Raw genomic sequence first — 22,825 nt, 5'->3', positions numbered from 1 at the left:
GTTTATCTGGCCTACATGTGAGTTACCTGTAGGCCGGAAAAGGTGTTTACACCACCATCTGGCAATCCGTATTACTTACGCGTAAACCGGGAAACGTGCACAGATATCCAGCACTTTACCTTTGACGCGCTCGATAACAGCTTCGTCATTGATGTTGTCCAGAACGTCACACATCCAGCCAGCCAGCTCTTTCACTTCAGCTTCTTTAAAGCCACGGCGAGTCACAGCCGGAGAACCGATACGGATACCGGAAGTCACAAACGGGCTCTTCGGATCGTTCGGTACGCTGTTTTTGTTAACGGTGATGTTAGCACGGCCCAGCGCGGCGTCAGCTTCTTTACCGGTCAGGTTTTTATCAACCAGATCCAGCAGGAACAGGTGGTTTTCAGTACCGCCAGAAACCACTTTGTAGCCACGGTTCAGGAACACTTCCACCATCGCTTTGGCGTTTTTGGCAACCTGCTGTTGGTAAACCTTGAACTCAGGCTCCATCGCTTCTTTCAGCGCCACAGCTTTCGCCGCGATCACGTGCATCAGCGGGCCGCCCTGCGCGCTTGGGAACACAGCGGAGTTCAGTTTTTTGTACAGCTCTTCGTCACCGCCTTTCGCCAGGATCAGGCCACCGCGTGGACCCGCCAGGGTTTTGTGGGTGGTGGTGGTCACAACGTGTGCGTGTGGAACCGGGTTCGGATAAACGCCTGCGGCAATCAGACCTGCAACGTGCGCCATATCGACGAACAGATATGCACCGATGCTGTCGGCGATTTCGCGCATTTTTGCCCAGTCAACAACGCCGGAGTAAGCAGAGAAGCCACCGATGATCATCTTCGGTTTGTGCTCTTTGGCCTGCTTCGCCATGTCTTCGTAGTCAATTTTGCCGGACTCATCAATACCGTAAGGGATGATGTTGTACAGTTTGCCGGAGAAGTTAACCGGGGAGCCGTGAGTCAGGTGGCCGCCTTGTGCCAGGTTCATACCCAGAACGGTATCGCCCGGTTGCAGCAGAGCGGTGTAAACAGCGAAGTTAGCCTGAGAGCCGGAGTGCGGTTGTACGTTAGCGTAGTCAGCGCCAAACAGCTCTTTTGCGCGATCGATAGCGAGTTGCTCAACGATATCAACGTACTCGCAACCGCCGTAGTAGCGCTTGCCCGGATAACCTTCAGCATATTTGTTGGTCAGCTGAGAACCCTGCGCCTGCATAACACGCGGGCTGGTGTAGTTTTCGGAGGCGATCAGTTCGATGTGCTCTTCCTGACGTACTTTTTCCTGCTCCATAGCCTGCCACAGTTCGGCATCATAATCGGCAATGTTCATTTCACGCTTTAACATCCGCATCTCCTGACTCAGCTAACAATAAAATTTTCGGCCTTAAAAGGCGGTCCGTAGGACAACGGCGAACAGTATAACCGAATCATTCTTCGATAACAGGTCTTGACAAAGGATTTTACGCAAACGATTACCTTCATGGTACGCAAGGCTTTGGAGAACAAAGGTCTGCTGAATTTCAACGGATTTCTTTTCAGGTTTGTGATGCAGATTTTTCACGATGTAACCTTTACAACGCAAAGTTACAAAGAACCATTTACAATGCAGGGGTATTTTTTATAAGATGTATTTGACATACATCATTAAAGTTTCAGATAAAGGAAGACCGTATGCTTGACGCACAAACCATCGCTACAGTGAAAGCCACCATTCCCCTGCTGGTTGAAACAGGTCCGAAGCTGACCGCCCATTTCTACGACCGCATGTTTACGCATAACCCAGAGCTGAAAGAAATCTTCAACATGAGTAATCAGCGTAATGGCGATCAGCGTGAAGCGCTGTTTAACGCTATTGCCGCGTATGCCAGCAATATCGAAAACCTGGCGGCACTGTTGCCGGCTGTTGAGAAAATCGCACAGAAGCATACCAGCTTCCAGATTAAACCCGAGCAGTACAACATCGTGGGTGGCCATTTACTGGCAACGCTGGACGAAATGTTCAGCCCAGGCCAGGAAGTTCTGGATGCGTGGGGCAAAGCATACGGTGTGCTGGCGAACGTTTTCATCAACCGTGAAGCGCAAATCTACAGCGAAAATGCCAATAAAAATGGCGGCTGGGAAGGTACCCGTCCTTTCCGCATCGTGGCAAAAACCCCACGCAGTGCACTTATCACCAGCTTTGAGTTTGAACCTGTCGACGGTGGCGCAGTGGCTGAATATCATCCGGGGCAATATCTGGGCGTCTGGTTAAAGCCGGAAGGTTTCCCGCATCAGGAAATTCGTCAGTACTCACTGACCGGTAAACCCGATGGCAAAGGCTACCGTATTGCGGTTAAGCGTGAAGACGGTGGTCAGGTTTCAACCTGGCTGCACAACCATGCGAATGTTGGCGACGTTGTTCACCTGGCCGCACCAGCGGGCGATTTCTTTATGGACGTCGCGACCGACACCCCGGTATCTCTGATCTCCGCGGGCGTGGGACAAACCCCAATGCTGGCGATGCTGGATACGCTGGCAAAAGCGAAGCATACGGCGCAGGTTAACTGGTTCCACGCGGCAGAAAATGGTGACGTGCATGCCTTCGCTGATGAAGTCAATGAACTCGGCAAAACGCTGCCACGCTTTAGCGCACACACCTGGTATCGTGAGCCAACCGAAGCCGATCGTGCGAAAGGTGCCTTTGATAGCGTAGGTCTGATGGATTTGAACAAACTGGAAAGCGCAATTAGCGATCCGGCGATGCAGTTTTATCTGTGCGGTCCGGTTGGTTTCATGCAGTTCGCCGCGAAGCAGCTGGTCGGTCTGGGCGTGAAAAACGAGAACATTCATTACGAGTGCTTTGGCCCGCACAAAGTCTTGTAATGTGTTACGCAAGTAGGCCGGATAAGGCGTTTACGCCGCCATCCGGCAATCACTCTGCCTGATGCGCTACGCTTATCAGGCCTACAAATTAACGGCGCGGCTTAGATTGCCGCGTCGTCTTCTTCACCGGTACGAATACGAATAACGCGTGCCACGTCGAAGACAAAAATCTTACCGTCACCGATCTTGCCGGTCTGGGCAGTACGGATAATGGTGTCGACGCAGGTATCGACGATGTCGTCGGTAACCACAATTTCAATTTTTACCTTCGGCAGAAAATCCACCATATATTCCGCACCACGGTACAGCTCGGTATGGCCTTTCTGACGGCCAAAACCTTTCACTTCTGTCACAGTCATACCGGTAATGCCGACTTCTGCCAGCGCTTCGCGGACGTCGTCCAGCTTGAAGGGTTTAATAATCGCATCAATCTTTTTCATGCTATTCCTTGAAAAGGTCGCCTGTCTTTTGATCGAATAAAGCTAACATAATCCGCAGATTTATTCTTTGAAATCGTTTGCATCCAGCTCGTGCCGAGAAAGCAATTTATAGAATTCGGTGCGGTTGCGCCCCGCCATTCTTGCCGCGTGGGTCACATTGCCCTTGGTGATTTGCAGCAGCTTACGCAGATAGTTGAGCTCAAACTGGTTACGCGCCTCAACAAAGGTCGGCAGCGCGGTGTTTTCCCCTTCCAGCGCCTGCTCCACCAGCGCGTCGCTGATCACCGGCGAAGAGGTCAACGCCACGCACTGCTCAATTACGTTGACCAGCTGACGCACGTTGCCCGGCCAGCTGGCGGTCATTAACCGCTTCATGGCATCGGTTGAAAAGGCGCGTACGAACGGTTTGTGCCGTTCAGCAGACTGGCGCAGCAGATGGTTCGCCAGCAGCGGAATATCTTCCGTACGCTCGGCCAGCGCAGGGATCTTCAGGCTCACCACATTGAGGCGATAGTACAAATCCTCGCGAAATTCGCCCCGTGCCATCGCTTTGGGTAAATCGCGGTGGGTCGCAGAAACGATCCGCACATCAATGTCGATATCGCGGTTACTGCCCAACGGTCTGACTTTTCGTTCCTGCAATACGCGCAGCAGTTTCACCTGTAACGGCGCAGGCATATCGCCAATCTCATCGAGAAACAGCGTACCGCCTTCTGCGGCCTGAAACAGCCCTTCACGATTGCTCACCGCACCGGTAAAAGCACCGCGCGCATGACCAAACAGTTCTGATTCCAGCAGTTGTTCCGGCAACGCGCCGCAGTTAATGGCAATGAAAGGTTTTTGGCTGCGTGGGCTGGCGTTGTGAATAGCCTGAGCGAAAACTTCTTTCCCGGTCCCGCTTTGGCCGTTAATCAAGACGCTAACGTCCGATTGCGCCACCATCCGCGCCTGTTCCAGCAGGCGTAGCATCAGCGGGCTGCGGGTAACGATAGATTCGCGCCAGCTGTCATCGGTGGCGGGCGCAGACTGTTCCAGCGCCCCGTCAATCGCGTGATACAACGCGTCCTTGTCGACTGGCTTGGTGAGAAAACTGAACACCCCTTGCTGGGTCGCCGCAACAGCGTCCGGGATGGAGCCGTGAGCGGTCAGGATAATCACCGGCATCCCAGGCTGTACTTTCTGGATTTCAGTAAACAGCTGCATACCATCCATTTCATCCATGCGCAGATCGCTAATAACCAGATCCACTTTTTCACGGTTCAGCACCCGTAACCCTTCCTGCCCACTTTCCGCGGTCACGACGCTGTAGCCTTCGCTGGTCAGTCGCATTCCAAGTAATTTCAACAGTCCCGGATCGTCATCCACCAGCAGCAGATGCGCGGGCTTACGGCTTATCATGGCGTAACCTCATCGGCAGACGGCGCTGCGCCTTCTTCGTTATCAGGCGTAGTGAGTTTATCGTTCCCGTGCAGCGCATCAGGATTGTAGTTACCGCCAGGTTTGCGCGTGGAAAGCTGGCGCTCAATATCGGTCAGATTCTCCAGCTTGCGGGTCGTGAGATCGAGCTGGGACTGCAAATGCTGTTGCTGTTGACGCAGCGTATCGAGATCGCTGTCGGACGCCTGCTGGAGTTTGCTGTAGCGCATACGCTCTTCGGCAAGCTGCAACTGCAACGTTTGGCTGCTGCGCCAGACCTGATACAGCGGGCGTACCTGCGGCGGAATTTGCGGGCTTAACGCATCGAGGCGCGTAACAGCCTCCCGCCTTTCAGGCGGCGTAATGTTGGCATTATCGAGCAGGATCCCACGCCTGAAAGCGCCCTGCCAGGTATCTGCCATCAGGGTGCTGGCTTCACTACGCGCCTGCACCGGCATCAGGCGATTGGCACAATCCATCGCCCGCAGCCAGTACAACGGATTGGTTTCTGTAGACTGGCCAGACAGCGACCAGATATCCGTACAGTCGGTTGCAAGGTAGTCCGCCAGTTGATTAGGCGGAATTTTCTCCTGCGAGGGATCGCCGATAATATGATTCACCGCGTTCGGGACACAACCAACCAGCGCCAGGCACGGCAGGCTTGCGAGGATGACGCGACGAAGAAAATGTCGTTTAAGCATTCGGACAACAACGTATGGCATACTCACCAGACTTAGGTTTATTTTAGTGATTTTTCGCAGCAGCTAGCGGCAGTTCTATGCGAAAACAAACGTTTTGCGCATGGTCATCAACCAGATACAGCTTGCCCCGCATACGGCGGATGCAATCTCTGGCAATGCTTAGCCCCAACCCGCTTCCTTTTACCGCCCCTTTTCGCTGATGACTCCCCTGGAAAAAAGGCTCGAAGATCATGGTCTGTTCTGCTTCTGGAATCGGTGTGCCGGTATTCATTACATCGATGTATACCGTTGAGCCATGCAAACTGCTGCGGATCCAAATGTTACCGGATCCAGCACCATAGTGCACCGCATTGGAATAAAGATTGTCCAGCACGCTCATCAACAGCATCGGTTCTGCCAGGCAGGTGTTCACCGCAAGCGCAACATCAGTATGTATCATTTTGGCGCGAGCGGGCAGGCTATGCGCAGAAACAACGCTTTCCACCAGCGGCGCAATTTCCACACTTTCAAGTTCCACCTCGTCATCCGCCAGCTTGCGGTTGTAATCGAGGAGTTGTTCAATCAGCTTTTGCAGGTTACGGCTGCTGTCATCCAGAATACCGACCACCTCTTTTTGCTCCGGTGTTAACGGGCCAACCACCTGATCGGCCAACAATTCGGTACCTTCGCGCATGCTCGCCAGCGGTGTTTTCAGCTCATGGGAAAGATGGCGTAAAAACTGATGCCGTTGCGACTCAAGCCAGGAGAGGCGTTCGCTTAACCAGATGATGCGCTGCCCCACGGATCTTAATTCCCGTGGCCCGGTAAATAATACGCTATCCCCCAGCGAGCGCCCTTCTCCCAGACAGTTGATCATCCGTTCAATGCCCTTCACCGGACCGATAATCATGCGGGTAAACAGCAAGACCATCGCCAGGCTGACGAGAAACAGCACCAGTGCCTGCCAGCCAAAAAACTGCCCGCGTTCGGCTATTTCCTGCTGTAACTGCTGCCCACGAGAAAAGACCACGGTACGCGTCGCTTGCACCATCTCGGTATTGGCATTGGCGAACGCTTCCAGCCGTGCAGCCGACACACTGTCAGGACCACTGTTTTTACACTGCAACTGCGCGAGATCGTTAAGATCCTGACGCAACGCCTGGTAGAGCTTGGTATCCGGCAACACCCCCGCATGCGCATCCAGCATGTCGCTGTAGCGTTTACGCTGGCTTTGGTAGACCCTGGCCAATGTTGGGTCATCAAGCACGCAGTATTGCCGATAGCTGCGCTCCATCTCCAGCGCGACGTTGGTCATCGCCTCGCTGCGTCTGGCATCAATCAGCGTGGTGCGGTTTGTCAGCGCAGCCTGCGCGCTCAGGGCATTCAGACTTTGCCATGCCTGCCAGGCCAGAACTAACAACGGCAGCAGGATAAGCAAGAAGGCCAACGTCACCAATTGACGTAAAGATCGGGGAAAAACTGACCAGCGCTTCAAGGCGTTACTCTCAATGGACAGGAATAGATTGATGCTAACTGAGGGGAACGCCAGATACAACAAAGCCGGGATTAACCCGGCTTTGTTATGGAATAAGGCGGTGCCTAACTCGACGTTTCGCCCGGAGGTTGATATGAGCAATGCTAATATCAGATGTTGGACGGCAGGCACCTTGTTGTGCGTCATTCGAAGTTTATGTAGCACGTCCCGAAGGGGCTGACATAAGAAGGTGAATGAGCCACTGGTTAATATTATGCAGCATCTGTGCCAATATTCAAAACGCTTTATTAACACAATGATAAGTATGAAAAATATTATTATTTTCACAAATAACAATTCTGGCTGTTTTTTGTTCTCTCTGTCGCCAATCAGCAACACTTGCAGCACTTAAAAACAAATCCCTATTAAATCAAATAATTAAACGTCTCTTTTTGACGACACCGCAACCCTGCCCATGTCGGCATTTCCCGACACTTTACTTTTAGGTGCAAGCGCTGAGTTTATTGCCGGATGGCGGCGTGAACGCCTTATCCGGCCTACAACCGCATTTTCCCTGTAGGCCTGATAAGCGTAGCGTCATCAGGCGGGTTCCATCCGGCAGACAAAAAAAAGCCCCTCGCGAAGAGGGGCTTGATGACTATTGAGCGAATTAACCGAGCTGTTTACGCGCGTTGCGGAAAATACGCATCCATGGGCTATCCTCGCCCCAGTTTTCCGGGTGCCAGGAGTTGCTCACGGTACGGAACACACGTTCCGGGTGCGGCATCATAATGGTGACGCGACCATTTTCAGTGGTCACTGCAGTAATGCCGTTCGGCGAACCGTTCGGGTTAGCCGGATAGGTCTCGGTCACCTTACCGAAGTTATCAACGTAGCGCAGCGCCACCAGACCTTTGCTCTCAAGCTGAGCCAGATGCGCACCGTCACGCACTTCCACACGACCTTCACCGTGAGAAACGGCAATCGGCATCATCGAACCCACCATATCAGCAAGCAGTAAGGATGGGCTTTGCGTCACTTCGACCAGACTGAAGCGGGCTTCAAAGCGGTCGGAATGGTTACGCACAAAGCGCGGCCACAGGTCGCTTCCTGGGATCAGCTCACGCAGGTTAGACATCATCTGACAACCGTTACACACGCCGAGTGCCAGCGTTTGCGGGCGATGGAAAAAGGTTTCGAACTCATCACGGACGCGGTTGTTGAACAGAATCGACTTCGCCCAACCTTCACCAGCGCCGAGCACATCGCCATAAGAGAAGCCGCCGCAGGCCACCAGCACCTGGAAGTTACCCAGGCCGATACGTCCGCCCAGCAGGTCGCTCATGTGCACATCGATGGCTTCGAAACCCGCACGGTGGAAGGCTGCTGCCATTTCAACGTGGGAGTTCACACCCTGCTCGCGCAGTACGGCCACTTTGGGACGCGCACCGGTGGCGATGTACGGAGCGGCAACATCTTCGTTGATATCAAACGACAGTTTAACGTTGAGACCAGGGTCCGCATCGTTGGTTTTAGCGTCGTGTTCTTGATCGGCGCATTCCGGATTGTCACGCAGACGCTGCATCTGCCAGGTGGTTTCCGCCCACCACATACGCAGGGTTGTACGGCTTTCGCTAAACACCGGCTGGCCGTTAGCGGTCAGGGTGAAACGATCACCTTCAACGGCTTTACCGAGGAAGTGTACGCAGTCTGCCAGGCCGTGGGCAGCCAGAATCGCTTCCACCGCCTCACGCTCAGCAGCACGAACCTGAATCACCGCACCCAGTTCTTCGTTAAACAGCGCCGCCAGACGATCTTCACCCAGAGAGTGGATATCAGCGTCAATACCGCAGTGACCGGCGAAGGCCATTTCCGCCAGCGTAACCAGCAGACCACCGTCAGAACGGTCATGATAGGCCAGCAGCTTACGCGCAGCGACCAGCGCCTGAATCGCATCGTAGAAGCCTTTCAGTTGCTCAACGTTACGCACGTCGGCAGGCTTATCGCCCAGTTGACGGTAAACCTGCGCCAGCGACGTAGCGCCCAGCGCATTGTGACCAAGACCGAGGTCAATCAGCAGCAGGGCGTTGTCTTCAGTAGACAGCTGCGGGGTAATGGTGTGGCGCACATCTTCTACGCGGGCAAAGGCGGTAATCACCAGCGACAGTGGCGAGGTCATTTCACGCTGCTCGTTACCTTCCTGCCAGCGGGTTTTCATCGACATAGAGTCTTTACCCACTGGAATGGTCAGGCCGAGCGCCGGGCATAGCTCTTCCCCAACGGCTTTTACTGCTTCGTACAGGCCAGCATCTTCACCAGGGTGACCCGCAGCCGCCATCCAGTTTGCCGACAGCTTAATACGTTTGATGTCACCAATCTGCGTTGCCGCAATGTTTGTCAGCGCTTCACCGACCGCCAGACGCGCAGAGGCAGAGAAGTCCAGTAGTGCAACCGGCGCGCGTTCGCCGATAGACATCGCTTCGCCGTAGTAGCTATCGAGGCTTGCGGTAGTGACCGCGCAGTTAGCGACCGGGATCTGCCATGGACCAACCATCTGGTCACGCGCCACCATGCCGGTAACGGTACGGTCACCGATGGTCACGAGGAACGTTTTCTCCGCGACAGTCGGCAGATGCAGCACGCGGTTAACCGCATCTGCAATCGAGATTTCACCACGATTCAGGGCATCGCCTTTAGCTTTCAGCGTCTGCACATCGCGGGTCATTTTCGGTGTTTTACCCAGCAGCACATCGAGCGGCATGTCGATCGGCTGGTTGTCGAAGTGGCTGTCGCTCAAGGTCAGATGCTGTTCTTCGGTAGCTTCACCAATCACCGCATACGGCGCGCGCTCGCGCTTACACAGTTCGTCAAACAGCGGTAATTGATCGGCAGCAACCGCCAGCACGTAGCGTTCCTGGGATTCGTTACACCAGATTTCCAGCGGGCTCATACCCGGCTCGTCGCTGAGGATATCGCGCAGCTGGAACTTACCACCGCGACCACCATCGCTTACCAGCTCCGGCATAGCGTTAGACAGTCCACCCGCACCAACGTCATGGATAAACAGAATCGGGTTCGCATCACCCATCTGCCAGCAACGGTCGATAACTTCCTGGCAACGACGTTCCATTTCCGGGTTGTCACGCTGTACGGAAGCGAAATCAAGATCTGCATCAGACTGGCCGGAAGCCATAGAGGAGGCTGCCCCACCGCCAAGGCCAATGTTCATCGCCGGGCCGCCGAGGACGATAAGCTTAGCGCCAACGACGATCTCGCCCTTCTGCACGTGATCGGCACGGATGTTACCGATCCCGCCTGCCAGCATGATCGGTTTATGGTAACCGCGCAGCTCTTCGCCGTTGTGGCTGTTGACCTTTTCTTCATAGGTACGGAAGTAGCCGGTCAGCGCCGGACGACCAAATTCGTTGTTAAACGCCGCGCCGCCCAGCGGGCCTTCGGTCATGATATCAAGCGCGGTAACAATACGGTCCGGCTTACCGAAGTCTTCTTCCCACGGCTGTTCAAAGCCAGGAATACGCAGGTTGGAAACGGAGAAACCCACCAGCCCGGCTTTCGGTTTTGCACCGCGACCTGTTGCGCCCTCGTCGCGGATTTCGCCACCGGAGCCGGTTGCAGCACCTGGCCACGGAGAGATAGCCGTCGGGTGGTTGTGAGTTTCAACCTTCATCAGGATGTGGGCTGGTTCCTGATGGAAATCGTAGCGGCCGGTTTTGTGATCGGCAAAATAGCGGCCCACTTCAGAGCCTTCCATTACCGCAGCGTTGTCTTTATAGGCAGACAGCACGTGGTCCGGCGTGGTTTCGAAGGTATTCTTGATCATCTTGAACAGCGACTTCGGCTGCTGTTTACCATCGATAACCCAGTCGGCGTTAAAAATCTTGTGGCGGCAGTGCTCAGAGTTGGCCTGCGCAAACATGTATAGTTCAATATCGTTCGGGTTACGTCCCAGTTTGGTGAACGCATCCTGCAGATAGTCAATTTCGTCTTCCGCCAGCGCCAGACCCAGACGCAGGTTAGCGTCGATCAGCGCCTGACGCCCCTCACCCAGTAGATCAACGCTGGAGACCGGCGCCGGTTGGTGATGGGCAAACAGTTTTTCGGCATCGTTCAGCGCAGAGAAAACCGTTTCCATCATGCGGTCGTGCAGTTCGTCGGCCACCATCTGCCATTGCTCAGCGGTCAGCGTAGAGGCTTCTACATACCAGGCAATGCCACGTTCCAGGCGGCTAATCTGGTGCAGACCGCAGTTGTGGGCAATATCAGTCGCTTTAGAAGACCACGGGGAGATGGTGCCTGGGCGAGGCGTAACCAGCAGCAGTTTGCCTTCCGGGGCGTGGCTTTGCAGAGCAGGACCATATTTCAGCAGGCGTGCAAGCTGCGCGTGCTCATCTTCATTTAACGGTGCATTCAGATCGGCAAAATGGACGTACTCGGCGTAAATGTTGTGGACCTGGAGGTTGGCAGCCTGAAAACGTGCCAGCAGTTTGTTAATACGGAATGCAGACAGTGCAGGTGAACCACGCAGAATTTCCATCATAAGTCTCTCGTCTTCTAAGCTTTCGGTGTGCCCAAGTGGGGGAAACGGGCGTCATTATAAAGAATCTACCGCGCCGACGAAACCGTTTGCGTCGAAATAAAATCACGACCGTCACTTATCATCAAATGCGGTCAGATTTCTGAATAAGTTGCCAACTGACGCAAGTTTAAGCAAAATGCCGTTCATTAATGACGACTTCACTTCTTAATCAACACCACAGCAGACAGAGACAACGTACGGTTCAGAGAATTAACTAATTGAAAAAATTAAAGATTAATTATCTGTTCATCGGCATATTGACGCTGTTGTTGGCAGCGGCCCTTTGGCCATCTATCCCCTGGTTCGGTAAAGCCGAAAATCGTATCGCCGCCATTCAGTCGCGGGGAGAGCTACGCGTCAGTACCATTGATTCGCCATTAACTTACGCGACCCTCAATGGCAAAAAATTCGGTCTGGATTATGAACTGGCCCAGGAATTTGCCGACTACTTAGGCGTGAAGTTAAAAGTTACCGTACGCCAGAACATCAGCCAGCTTTTTGACGACCTGGATAACGGCAATGCCGACCTGTTAGCCGCTGGTCTGGTCTATAACAGCGAGCGGGTGAAAAATTACCAGCCCGGCCCGACCTATTATTCGGTTTCACAACAGCTGGTGTACCGGGTTGGGCAATACCGCCCGCGCACGCTTGCCACCGTGAACGAAAACCAACTGACTATCGCTCCGGGGCACGTGGTGGTTAATGACCTCCAGCAGCTAAAAGAGAAAAAATTTCCCGATCTGAGCTGGAAAGTCGATGACAAAAAGGGCACCACCGAACTGCTTGATGATGTAATCGCCGGAAAGCTGGATTACACCATTGCCGATTCTGTTGCCATCAGCTTATATCAACGCGTGCATCCTGAGCTGGCCGTAGCGCTCGACGTCTCTGACGAACAACCGGTGACATGGTTTAGTCGGCTGGACGATGACAACACGCTGTCTGCCGCCCTACTGGATTTCTTCAACACCATGAATGAAGACGGTTCTCTGGCACGGCTGGAAGAGAAATATCTCGGACATGGCGATGATTTTGACTATGTCGATACCCGCTCCTTTTTACGCGCCGTAGACAGCGTGTTGCCGGACCTCAAGCCGCTGTTTGAGAAATATGCGCAAGAGATAGACTGGCGACTGCTGGCCGCTATCTCATATCAGGAATCACACTGGGACGCGCAGGCCACCTCTCCAACCGGCGTACGCGGGCTGATGATGTTGACTAAAAATACCGCTCAGAGTCTCGGGCTGACCGACCGTACCGATGCCGAACAGAGTATCAGCGGCGGGGCGCGATACTTGCAGGATATGATGAGTAAAGTACCGGATACCGTCCCCGAAGGAGAACGCATCTGGTTTGCCCTTGCAGCCTATAACATGGGTTATGCGCACATGCTGGATGCGCGGGCGCTGACGGTGAAAACCAAAGGCAATCCGAACAGTTGGTCCGACGTAAAACAGCGATTACCGCTTCTCAGCCAAAAACCGTATTATAACAAGTTGACCTATGGCTATGCGCGCGGCCACGAAGCTTACGCCTATGTGGAAAATATCCGTAAGTACCAAATTAGCCTGGTGGGATATCTGCAAGAGAAAGAAAAACAGGCGCTAGAAACGCAGCAACTGGCGCAGGATTACCCGACGGTGACGCCCGCAGAACTATTAGGTAAAGAGAAATTCCCGCTTTCGGCGTTTCTGTCTCAAACGTCGTCAAACTACCTGACGCACTCCCCTTCCTTGCTGTTTTCACCGCATAAAAAAGAGGAGAAGTAGTCTTGTACGCCTGATAAGCGCACTGCCGTCAGGCTGAGAGTTACTGATTAGCGGATTTTTTCAGGGCTTTGATTTCCTGCCGGCGCATGCGGAAGAAATCACTGAGCAACGTGGCACATTCATCCCGCAGTACCCCCTCTGTCACTTCAACCCGATGATTCATTCCAGGGTGATGCAGTACATCCATTAATGACCCGGCAGCGCCCGTTTTCGCATCGCGCGCGCCAAAAACGACCCGACCGATACGGCTGTGCACCATCGCGCCAGCGCACATCACGCACGGCTCCAGAGTGACATACAGCGTGGCATCTAACAGACGGTAGTTCTGCAGCACCAGGCCGCCCTGACGCAGCGCCATAATCTCAGCGTGGGCAGTCGGATCATGATGTCCAATCGGGCGGTTCCAGCCTTCGCCAATCACTCGGTTGTTATGTACCAATACCGCACCCACCGGGACTTCACGCTCATCCCAGGCGCGCTTAGCCAGCGTTAAAGCATGACGCATCCAGTATTCGTGGCTAAATTCAACATCTGACAAAGGGGTAACTCCAGTAATCAAAGCGGGCGCATTATACACGTCATACTTCAAATTGCATGTGCGTTAGCTATTCGAGTTGCTGAAGCTCTCCGCGCGGCGTGACGCGCCAGCGATGCTGGCAAAAAGAGAGCAGCGGATTGTCCTGATTACTGTCACTATAGCCACTATAAAGCTGTAGCGGCGCGCCAATGTGGCGTTCCAGTTGTGTCACTTTCTCATGGCCCAGACAGCGCAAAGTCAGTACCCAACCGCCGTATCCCCGCGCCATTTTGCTGGCAATCAGATTGACTCGCGGTAGCCATGGAGTATCAAAGTAAACCTGCTCGACCAGTGACTGCGGAGAGCCGGTAATAAGCCAGATATCAGCGTCAGAGCTTAACAGGTAGGTTGTCAGCCGCTGCTGCACGAGCGGAAACGCCGTCACGTTACGGCGAAACCAGCGCACAAAGTCGGCCTGATGCGCTTTCAGACGCGCCTCACTGCGGCCAAAAGTGCATCCCCATAACAGCAGGCTCATTGGCCAGCGGGCGGCACGTCCTTTTATCAGCAACGCCAGCGCAATCACCGGTAATAGAGGCAGCACAAGCAACGCATTCAGCGGCTGGCGACGCAGCAGATAACGAATAAAACTACCGAACATATCCTGCTGGTGTAACGTGCCATCCAAATCAAAAAAGACAACGCGGCGCTGGTGATTGGTCAAACCTTATTCCTCTGGATCAGTGAATCCCAATAGCCAGGTAAACAGGAACCCGGCGATAACTGCTACCAGATAGCCTAACAGATAGAACATCACTTTTCCGGCAACAATCGTCAGTGCCAGCGGTAACCCGGAGATGCCAAAGGTGATGACCGTCGCCACCTTCCAGTAGCTAATCAGCGCCCCACCTACCGCGCCGCCAAGACAGGCACCGATAAACGGCTTACCCAACGGCAGCGTTACGCCAAAAATCAGCGGCTCGCCAATCCCCAGCAGTCCGACCGGTAGCGCCCCTTTGATCACTTTCTTTAGCCGCGCATTACGAGTTTTCATCAGAACCGCGATCGCAGCACCTATTTGCCCAACGCCCGCCATCGCCAGGATCGGAAAAAGCGCGTTATAACCGTGTGCCTGAACCAGCTCAACGTGGATGGGCACCAATCCCTGATGAAGTCCGGTGAGCACCAACGGCAGGAAGGTTCCTGCCAGCACAGCACCGACCAGAAAACCGCCGCGATCGATAGCCCAGGATGCGCCGTGAGCGATAGATTCAGAAATCCATCCGCCAAGCGGTTGCAGCGCCACAATCGCGATTACGCCGGTAATGATGGTGGTTAGCAGCGGGTTAAGGATAAGCTCCAGTGATTCCGGCAACAGCGTGCGGAATTTGCGTTCGATCCAGCACATCAGCGCAACCACCAACAATACCGCGATCACCCCGCCACGCCCCGGCTGCAACGCTTCGCCAAACAGGGTAATTTGCGCCAGCTGAGGGCTGGAAAGGATCCCCGCCATCACCCCGCCCATTGCCAGGGAGCCACCGAAAACTTTGGCGGTATTCACCCCGACCAGAATATTCATAATGGCAAACACGGCGCTGCCAAATATGCCCATCAACCCCAGCATATTTGGATAGTGGGTCGCAAAATCCCCCACGATATCCGGGCGCTTAAGGATGTTAATAATGCCGGTAATCAAACCGGAGGCGATAAACGCCGGAATAAGAGGGATAAAGACGTTCGCCAGTTTGCGCAGCGCATCGCTCATCGGCGCTTTGTACTTTGCTTTGGCCTCTGACTTGGTGCGCTCAATATCATTGGCACCTGCTCGCTCGCCGCCATCGGCAATCAGGGAACGCATGGCATCCACCACTTTGGCAGCTTTACCGGGGCCGACAATAATCTGGTGCTGTGCGCCCTGCTTCACGTAGCCGCTAACGCCGGGCAGTTGCCTGAGGCGGGGAATATCGATCTGCCCGTCATCCTGAACTTCCACCCTGACACGGGTCATACAGTTTTCCAGACGCAGAATATTGTTCTCTCCGCCAACGCCCAGCAGGATGTCGCTGGCCAGCAACGCCGTCTTATCCATATACACCTCTTAGTGTTCTAACGCCGCGCGTAAAAAACCCTGGTGAGCGGCAAGCTTTTCGCGGGCGGCAGCGGCATCCAGGCCGGTGAGCGCCATTAAAATAGCTGGCTTAACATCATAATCCGTCTGCTTCAGCAGCGTTTCAGCTTGAGCCCGCGCAATACCGGTGGCTTCAACCACCATACGGCACGCCCGATCGACCAGTTTGACGTTGGTTGCCTGCATATCCACCATCAGGTTCTGGTACACCTTGCCAAATTTCACCATCGCGCCGGTGGAGATCATATTGAGCACCAGCTTTTGCGCGGTGCCGGATTTCAGTCGTGTTGACCCGGTCAGCGCCTCAGGCCCCACTACCGGAGAAATAGCAATATCCGCTTCATGCGCGATAGGGGAATCCGGATTGCAAGAAATAGCCGCCGTTGTACAGCCCACCGAACGCGCATATTTCAACCCGCCAATTACATACGGCGTGCGACCAGAAGCTGCCAGCCCCACCACCAGATCCTGTGCGGTAAGATTGAGCCCACGCAGATCGTCTTCGCCTAGCTGCGGGTTGTCTTCTGCGCCTTCTACTGCCTTCAGCAAAGCGCCCGGTCCCCCGGCAATCAGCCCAACCACCAGACCGTGCGGGACGCCGAAGGTCGGCGGGCATTCAGACGCGTCCAGCACCCCAAGACGCCCGCTGGTACCTGCTCCCATGTAAATAATGCGTCCACCGGCTTTTAGCGCGTCAGCTGCCGCATCAACCGCGCGCGCAACTTCAGGAAGAGTTGCTTTTACTGCTTCAGCTACCAGCGTATCCTGTTGATTAAAACGATGAACCAACTCCAGAGTGGAGAGCGCATCCAGATCCATGGTCTGAGGATTGCGGGTTTCTGAAACTAACGCACCGAGATTCATTTTTTGTTCCTTAGGAATTTTTAATTCATAATAATCTGTCATAATGGAATATTATATTCACTAAGGCGAGTGATATTTTGTTTTGTAATCGCCATCACATTTTCGCCAGGAGAAAGCATGAACTGTTTAATTCGCATTCGTCAGCGTTATCCGGATCTCGCGCAAAGCGATAAAAAACTTGCGGATTATCTTCTTGCTCAACCGGATACTGCGCGTCATCTCAGTTCACAACAGCTGGCCTTTGAAGCGGGCGTCAGCCAGTCCAGCGTGGTGAAATTCGCGCAAAAGATGGGCTTTAAAGGATTCCCGGCACTCAAACTGGCGATTAGCGAAGCATTGGCCAGCAATCCCAATCCCCATTCCATTCCGGTACATAATCAGATTCGCGGTGACGACCCGATGCGAATGGTAGGCGAGAAACTGATTAAAGAGAACGTGGCGGCGATGCATGCAACGCTGGACGTCAACAGCGAAGAGAAACTGATGGAGAGCGTCACGATGCTGCGTTCAGCCCGCCGCATTATCGTGACCGGGATTGGCGCATCGGGTCTGGTGGCACAGAATTTTGCCTGGAAGCTGCTGAAGATTGGTTTTAACGCGGTGGTGGAACGCGATATGCACGCCCTACTGGCGACGGTGCAGGCGCTTTCGCCCAACGATCTACTGCTGGCCATTTCGTATACCGGAGAGCGTCGCGAGCTCAACCTGGCTGCGGATGAAACGTTGCGCACCGGCGCGAAAATCCTCGCCATCACCGGATTTACACCGAACGCCCTGCAGCAACGGGCAAGTCATTGTCTGTACACCATTGCCGAGGAGCAGGCCACGCGCAGCGCAGCGATTTCCTCCACCCATGCGCAAATGATGCTCACTGATTTACTGTTTATGGCGCTGGTGCAGCAGGATCTGGAGCATGCCCCGGAACGTATTCGCCACAGTGAGGCACTGGTAAAAAAACTGGTCTGAGCAAAGAATGCGCGTATAATGCCCGCCCGATTTGTGATGTTTTGAGAGTTTCCTGATGGCCCTGTTAATCACTAAAAAGTGTATCAATTGCGATATGTGCGAGCCCGAATGCCCGAATGAGGCGATTTCGATGGGTGATAGCATTTACGAGATTAACAGCGACAAGTGTACGGAATGCGTAGGCCATTACGACACGCCAACCTGCCAGAAAGTGTGCCCGATCCCCAATACTATTTTGAAAGATCCGGCGCATGTCGAAACAGAAGAGCAGCTGTGGGATAAGTTTGTGCTGATGCACCACGCCGATAAACTTTAGCCGCGTCGCCATCTGGCGATGAAGCCCCTACCCTGCCCCTGCAACAAACGCATAACCCGTAGGCCGGATAAGACGCTACGCGTCGCCATCCGGCATCGTCCTGAATCTAACTTTCGATAATCACCGTGGCGCAGGCGTAGTGACGCTCATCGGCCAGCGTCACATGCATGTGCGCAACGCCGAGTTTTTCCGCCAGTTTTAACGCCTCTCCCCATAATCGCAGACGCGGCTTACCGAGTTCATCGTTAAAGACTTCAAACTGATTAAACGCCAGCCCATTGCGAATACCCGTGCCAAAGGCTTTTGCTGCCGCCTCTTTGACTGCAAAACGCTTCGCCAGAAAACGCACCGGCTGCTGATGCGTTTCCCAGATTGCCCATTCGTTGTTGCTGAGCACACGTCTTGCCAGGCGGTCGCCGGAACGGGAGATCACCGCTTCGATGCGGGCAATCTCCACGATATCCGTACCTAATCCCAGAATCGCCATTAGCCACGCGCTTCCAGCATCAGGCGCTTCATTTCGACTACGGCCTCTTTCAGGCCGCTCATCACCGCACGTCCAATAATGGCATGGCCAATGTTCAGCTCGTGCATTTCCGGGATCCGCGCGATAGCTTTAACGTTGTGATACGTCAGACCGTGACCCGCATTCACCTTCAGGCCAAGACTTGCAGCATAGGTTGCCGCTTTGGCGATACGCGCCAGTTCGCTGGCCTGTTCTGCGTCGGTTTTCGCATCGGCGTAACAGCCGGTGTGAATCTCAATAAACGGTGCGCCAACTTCCGCAGCGGCCTTAATCTGTTCTTCATCGGCATCGATAAACAGCGAAACCAGAATGCCTGCGTCCGCCAGCCGTTTGCAGGCATCGCGCATCTTGTCACGCTGACCGGCGACGTCCAGCCCACCTTCAGTGGTAACTTCCTGACGTTTTTCCGGCACCAGGCAGCAAAAATGCGGCTTAGTCTCAACGGCAATCGACAGCATCTCTTCGGTGACTGCCATTTCCAGATTCATGCGCGTATCCAGCGTCTGGCGCAAAATACGTACGTCACGGTCGGTGATATGACGACGGTCTTCACGCAGGTGTACGGTAATACCGTCCGCGCCCGCCTGTTCAACGATAAACGCTGCCTGAACCGGGTCCGGATATGCGGTACCGCGTGCATTACGTAAAGTGGCAATGTGGTCAATGTTGACGCCTAACAGTAATTCGGCCATGACAATCCTCGTTTTTTATTTTCGCTTCGGCATAAACTGCCGGAATAATTCGCGGCTCTTTAAGGGCTTACCACCAAGATACGGCTTTAACGCCATGCGGGTAAAGCGTTTCGCGGCGCGAAGCGTATCAGCATCCGGAAATTCCCGCGATTCGAGTGCTTTCAGATGGCGTCCGGTAAAGGTGGCGTTATCAATCACTACGCTTGCGATAAACCCTTTTTCTTCCCTGTAGCGATAGGTCATGGTGTCGTCTACCGGCTCGCCGCTGCCCGCACAGTGGGTAAAATCGACGCCATACCCCAGATGACCAAGTAAGGCTAGCTCAAAGCGACGCAACGCAGGTTCTGGCGAACCCGTCGCGCCAGCCAGCGCCTGAATGCAGTTCAGGTAATCGAAAAAGAGTGCAGAAAAACGGGTTTCGTATTCGAGTACGCGCGAGATAAGCTCGTTAATATACAAGCCGCTGTACAGCGTGATTCCGCTAAGGGGGAGTGCCAGAGAAACGGCTTCGGCGCTGCGCAAGGTTTTGACCTCGCCACGTCCACCAAAGCGAAGCAACAACGGGGTAAAAGGCTGGAGTGCGCCTTTAAGATTGGAGCGTTTGGAACGTGCGCCTTTAGCCACAAGGCGCACGCGACCCGACTCTTCCGTGAAGACGTCCAGCACGAGACTGGTTTCGCTCCAGGGGCGACTATGCAGGACAAAAGCGCGTTGCCATCCTTCCATATACTCGCCGTGTTTCAGAGGATGTGTTTAGACGTCGTCGCCGTAACCGAGGCTACGCAGCGCGCGTTCGTCATCGGCCCAGCCGGATTTCACTTTCACCCACAGTTCGAGGTGAACGGGCGCTTCGAACATCTCCTGCATGTCTTTACGCGCTTCGATGCCGATGGTTTTAATCTTGGCCCCTTTGTTGCCAATAACCATCTTCTTCTGCCCTTCACGTTCAACGAGGATCAGACCGTTGATGTCGTAGCCACCGCGCTCGTTAGAGATAAAACGCTCAATCTCCACGGTAACGGAGTACGGCAGTTCAGCACCCAGAAAACGCATCAGCTTTTCACGGATGATTTCAGAGGCCATAAAGCGCTGAGAACGGTCGGTGATGTAATCTTCCGGGAAGTGATGAATAGCTTCCGGCAAATGCTTACGCACGATGCCCGCAACGGTATCGACATTCAAGCCGGTTTCGGCAGAAATCGGTACGATATCAAGGAAGTTCATCTGGCTTGCCAGGAACTGCAGGTGCGGCAGCAGATCGGCTTTTTCCTGAACGTTGTCGACTTTGTTGACGGCCAGAATAACCGGGGCTTTGCCATCACGCAGCTTGTTGAGCACCATTTCGTCGTCCGGCGTCCAGCGGGTGCCTTCGACAACGAAAATAACCAGTTCAACATCACCGATCGAGCTGCTCGCCGCTTTGTTCATCAAGCGGTTAATAGCCCGTTTTTCTTCCATATGCAGACCCGGGGTATCAACATAAATCGCCTGATACGCGCCTTCGGTATGGATGCCAACAATACGGTGACGTGTTGTCTGAGCCTTACGTGAGGTAATAGAAATCTTCTGCCCAAGCAGATTATTCAACAGGGTGGATTTGCCGACGTTCGGGCGACCGACGATAGCAATAAATCCGCAGTAGGTTTTCTCTTCGCTCATTCCAGCTCCAGTTTTTTCAACGCCTGTTCGGCGGCAGCCTGCTCAGCCTTACGACGGCTCGAACCTGTGCCAACCACCGGTTCACTCAGGCCGCTGACCTGGCAGTGGATAGTAAATTCTTGATCGTGTGCTTCACCACGGACCTGTACAACCAAATAAGACGGCAGAGGCAGGTGGCGGCCCTGCAAATATTCCTGCAGGCGCGTTTTCGGATCTTTTTGTTTGTCGCCTGGGCTAATTTCATCCAGACGAGTTTGATACCAGTTCAGGATCAATTGCTCAACGGTTTGAATATCGCTGTCGAGGAAGACGCCGCCGATCAAAGCTTCAACGGTATCCGCCAGGATTGATTCACGACGGAAGCCGCCGCTTTTCAGCTCACCTGGCCCCAAACGTAAACATTCACCGAGGTCAAACTCACGGGCTAATTCAGCCAGCGTATTGCCGCGAACCAGCGTCGCGCGCATGCGGCTCATATCACCTTCATCCACACGCGGGAAACGGTGATACAGCGCATTAGCGATAACAAAGCTCAAAATAGAGTCGCCTAAAAATTCTAAACGCTCGTTATGTTTGCTGCTGGCGCTCCGGTGAGTTAATGCCTGCTGCAACAGCTCCTGATGATTAAAAGTGTAGCCCAGCTTCCGTTGAAGCCGATTAATTACGATGGGGTTCATGCGATACCAATAAATGAATGCGTCAACAATTCAGCACACGAAACAGACCTGATATACGCACTTCGCTGAGCCATCTGGCTTCGCCTGCATGCATTTATATACAAACCAACGCTGTTTCGTGTGCCGTGGCAACCTGTCGGTGCCAACCTAAAACTTCGGGGGAATATTCTATACACAACGACAAGGGATGTCGTTAGTCTGCGGGAATTTATCCGAGAAATAATTCACGCTGCCGCCGTAATGACGACAACGTGAACGATTATCGGTGATTAGTGAATGCCACCAATACGGCTTAAACGCACACCGGTCGGCCATTCACCTTCTTGCTTATCGAAACTCATCCAGATAGCGGTCGCTTTACCAACCAGATTCGCTTCCGGTACAAATCCCCAGTAACGGCTGTCCGCGCTGTTATCACGGTTATCACCCATCATGAAGTAGTGTCCCGGCGGAACGATCCAGGTTGCCAACGGCTGACCAGGTTGACGGTAATACATCCCCACCTGATCCTGCGCAATCGGCACGGTCAGAATGCGGTGCGTAACCTCACCCAGCGTTTCTTTACGCTCAGAAAGGCGAATACCGTTCTCTTTCGTTTCGTTCAGCGGAACTTCAAAGAAGCCGCTGGTCGCTTCACCGCCGTTACGACGAGCAAAGGTCTGTACAAAATCACTTGGCTGAACATCAGAGTACGTTACCGGCAGCGCGTTTTCACACGCCTGACCGGAACGGCATCCTGGCTGAATAGTCACCTCTTTCGCCACTGGATCGTACGTTACTTTGTCTCCCGGTAAACCGACAGCACGTTTAATGTAGTCCAGACGCGGATCTTCCGGGTATTTAAACACCACGATATCACCGCGTTTCGGATGACCGGTTTCGATCAACGTTTTCTGGTAAATCGGATCTTTAATCCCGTAGGCGAATTTCTCCACCAGGATAAAGTCACCGATAAGCAGCGTCGGCATCATCGAACCTGACGGGATCTGGAATGGTTCATAGATAAATGAACGCACCACCAGCACAATCGCCAGTACCGGGAAAACGGACGCCCCGGTTTCCAGCCAGCCTGGCTTAGGTGCCACTTTTTTCAGCGTAGCTTTATCCAGTGAATCACCTGCAGCAGCTTGCGCTGCTGCCTGACGCTCCCGGCGCTTTGGCGCGAAGATGAATTTATCTACGCACCATAAAATGCCCGTCACCAGTGTGGCAATCACCAGAATCAGGGCAAACATGTTCGCCATGCCAACTCCTT

20 protein-coding genes are annotated in these 22,825 nt (G+C 53.8%); 4 read left to right on the top strand and 16 right to left on the bottom strand.

The annotated features are described in order from the left end of the window. Positions 1–75 precede the first annotated feature (75 nt). Positions 76–1,329 (bottom strand): serine hydroxymethyltransferase, encoded by a 1,254-nt coding sequence (gene glyA / locus OGY17_RS20805; protein ID WP_003835277.1) that lies wholly within the window; start codon positions 1,327–1,329, stop codon positions 76–78. Positions 1,330–1,655: 326 nt separating this feature from the next. Between glyA and hmpA the strand changes: the two genes are divergently transcribed. Beyond that, the gene (gene hmpA / locus OGY17_RS20800; RefSeq protein ID WP_234103810.1) at positions 1,656–2,846 is read left to right on the top strand and encodes an NO-inducible flavohemoprotein; all 1,191 of its coding nucleotides are present in this window, start codon (positions 1,656–1,658) and stop codon (positions 2,844–2,846) included. A gap of 101 nt (positions 2,847–2,947) precedes the next feature. On the opposite strand, the gene glnB is transcribed toward hmpA, so the two are convergent. From glnB to purL, 5 genes are all read right to left on the bottom strand, one after another. Beyond that, positions 2,948–3,286 (bottom strand): nitrogen regulatory protein P-II, encoded by a 339-nt coding sequence (gene glnB, locus OGY17_RS20795; protein WP_002914032.1) that lies wholly within the window; start codon positions 3,284–3,286, stop codon positions 2,948–2,950. 60 nt (positions 3,287–3,346) lie between these two features. Beyond that, complete coding sequence (gene glrR / locus OGY17_RS20790; RefSeq protein WP_304502732.1) at positions 3,347–4,681, bottom strand: two-component system response regulator GlrR; 1,335 nt, start codon at positions 4,679–4,681, stop codon at positions 3,347–3,349. After that, a complete protein-coding gene (qseG, locus tag OGY17_RS20785) occupies positions 4,681–5,424 on the bottom strand; it encodes a two-component system QseEF-associated lipoprotein QseG (RefSeq protein ID WP_032944248.1) in 744 nt (247 codons plus the stop codon). The genes glrR and qseG overlap by 1 nt, the downstream gene beginning before the upstream one ends. A 22-nt stretch (positions 5,425–5,446) precedes the next feature. Next, positions 5,447–6,877, bottom strand: coding sequence for a two component system sensor histidine kinase QseE/GlrK (gene qseE, locus OGY17_RS20780; RefSeq protein WP_108912488.1), 1,431 nt, complete (start codon positions 6,875–6,877; stop codon positions 5,447–5,449). Positions 6,878–7,526: 649 nt separating this feature from the next. Further along, the gene (gene purL / locus OGY17_RS20775) at positions 7,527–11,414 is read right to left on the bottom strand and encodes a phosphoribosylformylglycinamidine synthase (RefSeq protein WP_191215498.1); all 3,888 of its coding nucleotides are present in this window, start codon (positions 11,412–11,414) and stop codon (positions 7,527–7,529) included. Between the two features lie 257 nt (positions 11,415–11,671). Between purL and mltF the strand changes: the two genes are divergently transcribed. After that, complete coding sequence (gene mltF, locus OGY17_RS20770; RefSeq protein WP_008785489.1) at positions 11,672–13,222, top strand: membrane-bound lytic murein transglycosylase MltF; 1,551 nt, start codon at positions 11,672–11,674, stop codon at positions 13,220–13,222. Between the two features lie 40 nt (positions 13,223–13,262). Here the strand turns inward: mltF and tadA are convergent, their stop codons facing one another. The 4 genes from tadA to murQ are packed head-to-tail and all read right to left on the bottom strand — an operon-like array spanning position 13,263 to position 16,734. Beyond that, the gene (gene tadA / locus OGY17_RS20765; RefSeq protein WP_071845284.1) at positions 13,263–13,799 is read right to left on the bottom strand and encodes a tRNA adenosine(34) deaminase TadA; all 537 of its coding nucleotides are present in this window, start codon (positions 13,797–13,799) and stop codon (positions 13,263–13,265) included. Positions 13,800–13,827: 28 nt separating this feature from the next. Continuing rightward, positions 13,828–14,463, bottom strand: a complete 636-nt coding sequence (gene yfhb / locus OGY17_RS20760) for a phosphatidylglycerophosphatase C (protein WP_008785491.1) — start codon at positions 14,461–14,463, stop codon at positions 13,828–13,830. Positions 14,464–14,466: 3 nt separating this feature from the next. Beyond that, on the bottom strand, positions 14,467–15,831 hold the full coding sequence (locus OGY17_RS20755; RefSeq protein WP_008785492.1) for a PTS transporter subunit EIIC: 1,365 nt from the start codon (positions 15,829–15,831) through the stop codon (positions 14,467–14,469). A 9-nt stretch (positions 15,832–15,840) separates the two neighbouring features. Continuing rightward, a complete protein-coding gene (murQ, locus tag OGY17_RS20750; RefSeq protein ID WP_032944255.1) occupies positions 15,841–16,734 on the bottom strand; it encodes an N-acetylmuramic acid 6-phosphate etherase in 894 nt (297 codons plus the stop codon). Between the two features lie 117 nt (positions 16,735–16,851). Between murQ and OGY17_RS20745 the strand changes: the two genes are divergently transcribed. Then, positions 16,852–17,700: a MurR/RpiR family transcriptional regulator gene (locus tag OGY17_RS20745; RefSeq protein ID WP_032944256.1), complete on the top strand. Its 849-nt coding sequence runs from the start codon at positions 16,852–16,854 to the stop codon at positions 17,698–17,700. Between the two features lie 55 nt (positions 17,701–17,755). Then, a complete protein-coding gene (locus OGY17_RS20740) occupies positions 17,756–18,016 on the top strand; it encodes a YfhL family 4Fe-4S dicluster ferredoxin (RefSeq protein WP_003037590.1) in 261 nt (86 codons plus the stop codon). Positions 18,017–18,122: 106 nt separating this feature from the next. Here OGY17_RS20740 and acpS read toward each other — a convergent pair whose 3' ends face one another. From acpS to lepB, 6 genes are all read right to left on the bottom strand, one after another. After that, positions 18,123–18,503, bottom strand: a complete 381-nt coding sequence (acpS, locus tag OGY17_RS20735; protein ID WP_235126983.1) for a holo-ACP synthase — start codon at positions 18,501–18,503, stop codon at positions 18,123–18,125. Beyond that, on the bottom strand, positions 18,503–19,234 hold the full coding sequence (pdxJ, locus tag OGY17_RS20730; protein ID WP_008785494.1) for a pyridoxine 5'-phosphate synthase: 732 nt from the start codon (positions 19,232–19,234) through the stop codon (positions 18,503–18,505). The genes acpS and pdxJ overlap by 1 nt, the downstream gene beginning before the upstream one ends. A 15-nt stretch (positions 19,235–19,249) precedes the next feature. Then, positions 19,250–19,960 carry a DNA repair protein RecO gene (gene recO / locus OGY17_RS20725; RefSeq protein WP_008785495.1) on the bottom strand — a complete coding sequence of 237 codons (711 nt, stop codon included), beginning with the start codon at positions 19,958–19,960 and terminating at the stop codon, positions 19,250–19,252. A gap of 27 nt (positions 19,961–19,987) precedes the next feature. Next, on the bottom strand, positions 19,988–20,893 hold the full coding sequence (era, locus tag OGY17_RS20720; protein ID WP_003037581.1) for a GTPase Era: 906 nt from the start codon (positions 20,891–20,893) through the stop codon (positions 19,988–19,990). After that, positions 20,890–21,570, bottom strand: a complete 681-nt coding sequence (gene rnc, locus OGY17_RS20715; protein WP_003037579.1) for a ribonuclease III — start codon at positions 21,568–21,570, stop codon at positions 20,890–20,892. The genes era and rnc overlap by 4 nt, the downstream gene beginning before the upstream one ends. 269 nt (positions 21,571–21,839) lie before the next feature. Beyond that, positions 21,840–22,814 carry a signal peptidase I gene (gene lepB / locus OGY17_RS20710; protein ID WP_003835329.1) on the bottom strand — a complete coding sequence of 325 codons (975 nt, stop codon included), beginning with the start codon at positions 22,812–22,814 and terminating at the stop codon, positions 21,840–21,842. Between the last annotated feature and the right edge of the window lie 11 nt (positions 22,815–22,825).

The organism is Citrobacter sp. Cpo126 (genome assembly GCF_030332445.1).
In the GTDB taxonomy this organism is placed as follows: Bacteria; Pseudomonadota; Gammaproteobacteria; order Enterobacterales; family Enterobacteriaceae; genus Citrobacter; species Citrobacter portucalensis.
Note: the sequence above shows the minus strand (reverse complement) of the source record. Positions and strands in the feature narration are given on the sequence as shown.

Bases quoted from the DNA above. Each gene is read 5' to 3' on its own strand.
- glyA (WP_003835277.1), bottom strand. From the start codon at position 1,329: ATGTTAAAGCGTGAAATGAACATTGCCGATTATGATGCCGAACTGTGG.
- hmpA (WP_234103810.1), top strand. From the start codon at position 1,656: ATGCTTGACGCACAAACCATCGCTACAGTGAAAGCCACCATTCCCCTG.
- glnB (WP_002914032.1), bottom strand. From the start codon at position 3,286: ATGAAAAAGATTGATGCGATTATTAAACCCTTCAAGCTGGACGACGTC.
- qseG (WP_032944248.1), bottom strand. From the start codon at position 5,424: ATGCCATACGTTGTTGTCCGAATGCTTAAACGACATTTTCTTCGTCGC.
- purL (WP_191215498.1), bottom strand. From the start codon at position 11,414: ATGATGGAAATTCTGCGTGGTTCACCTGCACTGTCTGCATTCCGTATT.
- OGY17_RS20755 (WP_008785492.1), bottom strand. From the start codon at position 15,831: ATGGATAAGACGGCGTTGCTGGCCAGCGACATCCTGCTGGGCGTTGGC.
- murQ (WP_032944255.1), bottom strand. From the start codon at position 16,734: ATGAATCTCGGTGCGTTAGTTTCAGAAACCCGCAATCCTCAGACCATG.
- OGY17_RS20745 (WP_032944256.1), top strand. From the start codon at position 16,852: ATGAACTGTTTAATTCGCATTCGTCAGCGTTATCCGGATCTCGCGCAA.
- OGY17_RS20740 (WP_003037590.1), top strand. From the start codon at position 17,756: ATGGCCCTGTTAATCACTAAAAAGTGTATCAATTGCGATATGTGCGAG.
- acpS (WP_235126983.1), bottom strand. From the start codon at position 18,503: ATGGCGATTCTGGGATTAGGTACGGATATCGTGGAGATTGCCCGCATC.
- pdxJ (WP_008785494.1), bottom strand. From the start codon at position 19,234: ATGGCCGAATTACTGTTAGGCGTCAACATTGACCACATTGCCACTTTA.
- recO (WP_008785495.1), bottom strand. From the start codon at position 19,960: ATGGAAGGATGGCAACGCGCTTTTGTCCTGCATAGTCGCCCCTGGAGC.
- era (WP_003037581.1), bottom strand. From the start codon at position 20,893: ATGAGCGAAGAGAAAACCTACTGCGGATTTATTGCTATCGTCGGTCGC.
- rnc (WP_003037579.1), bottom strand. From the start codon at position 21,570: ATGAACCCCATCGTAATTAATCGGCTTCAACGGAAGCTGGGCTACACT.
- lepB (WP_003835329.1), bottom strand. From the start codon at position 22,814: ATGGCGAACATGTTTGCCCTGATTCTGGTGATTGCCACACTGGTGACG.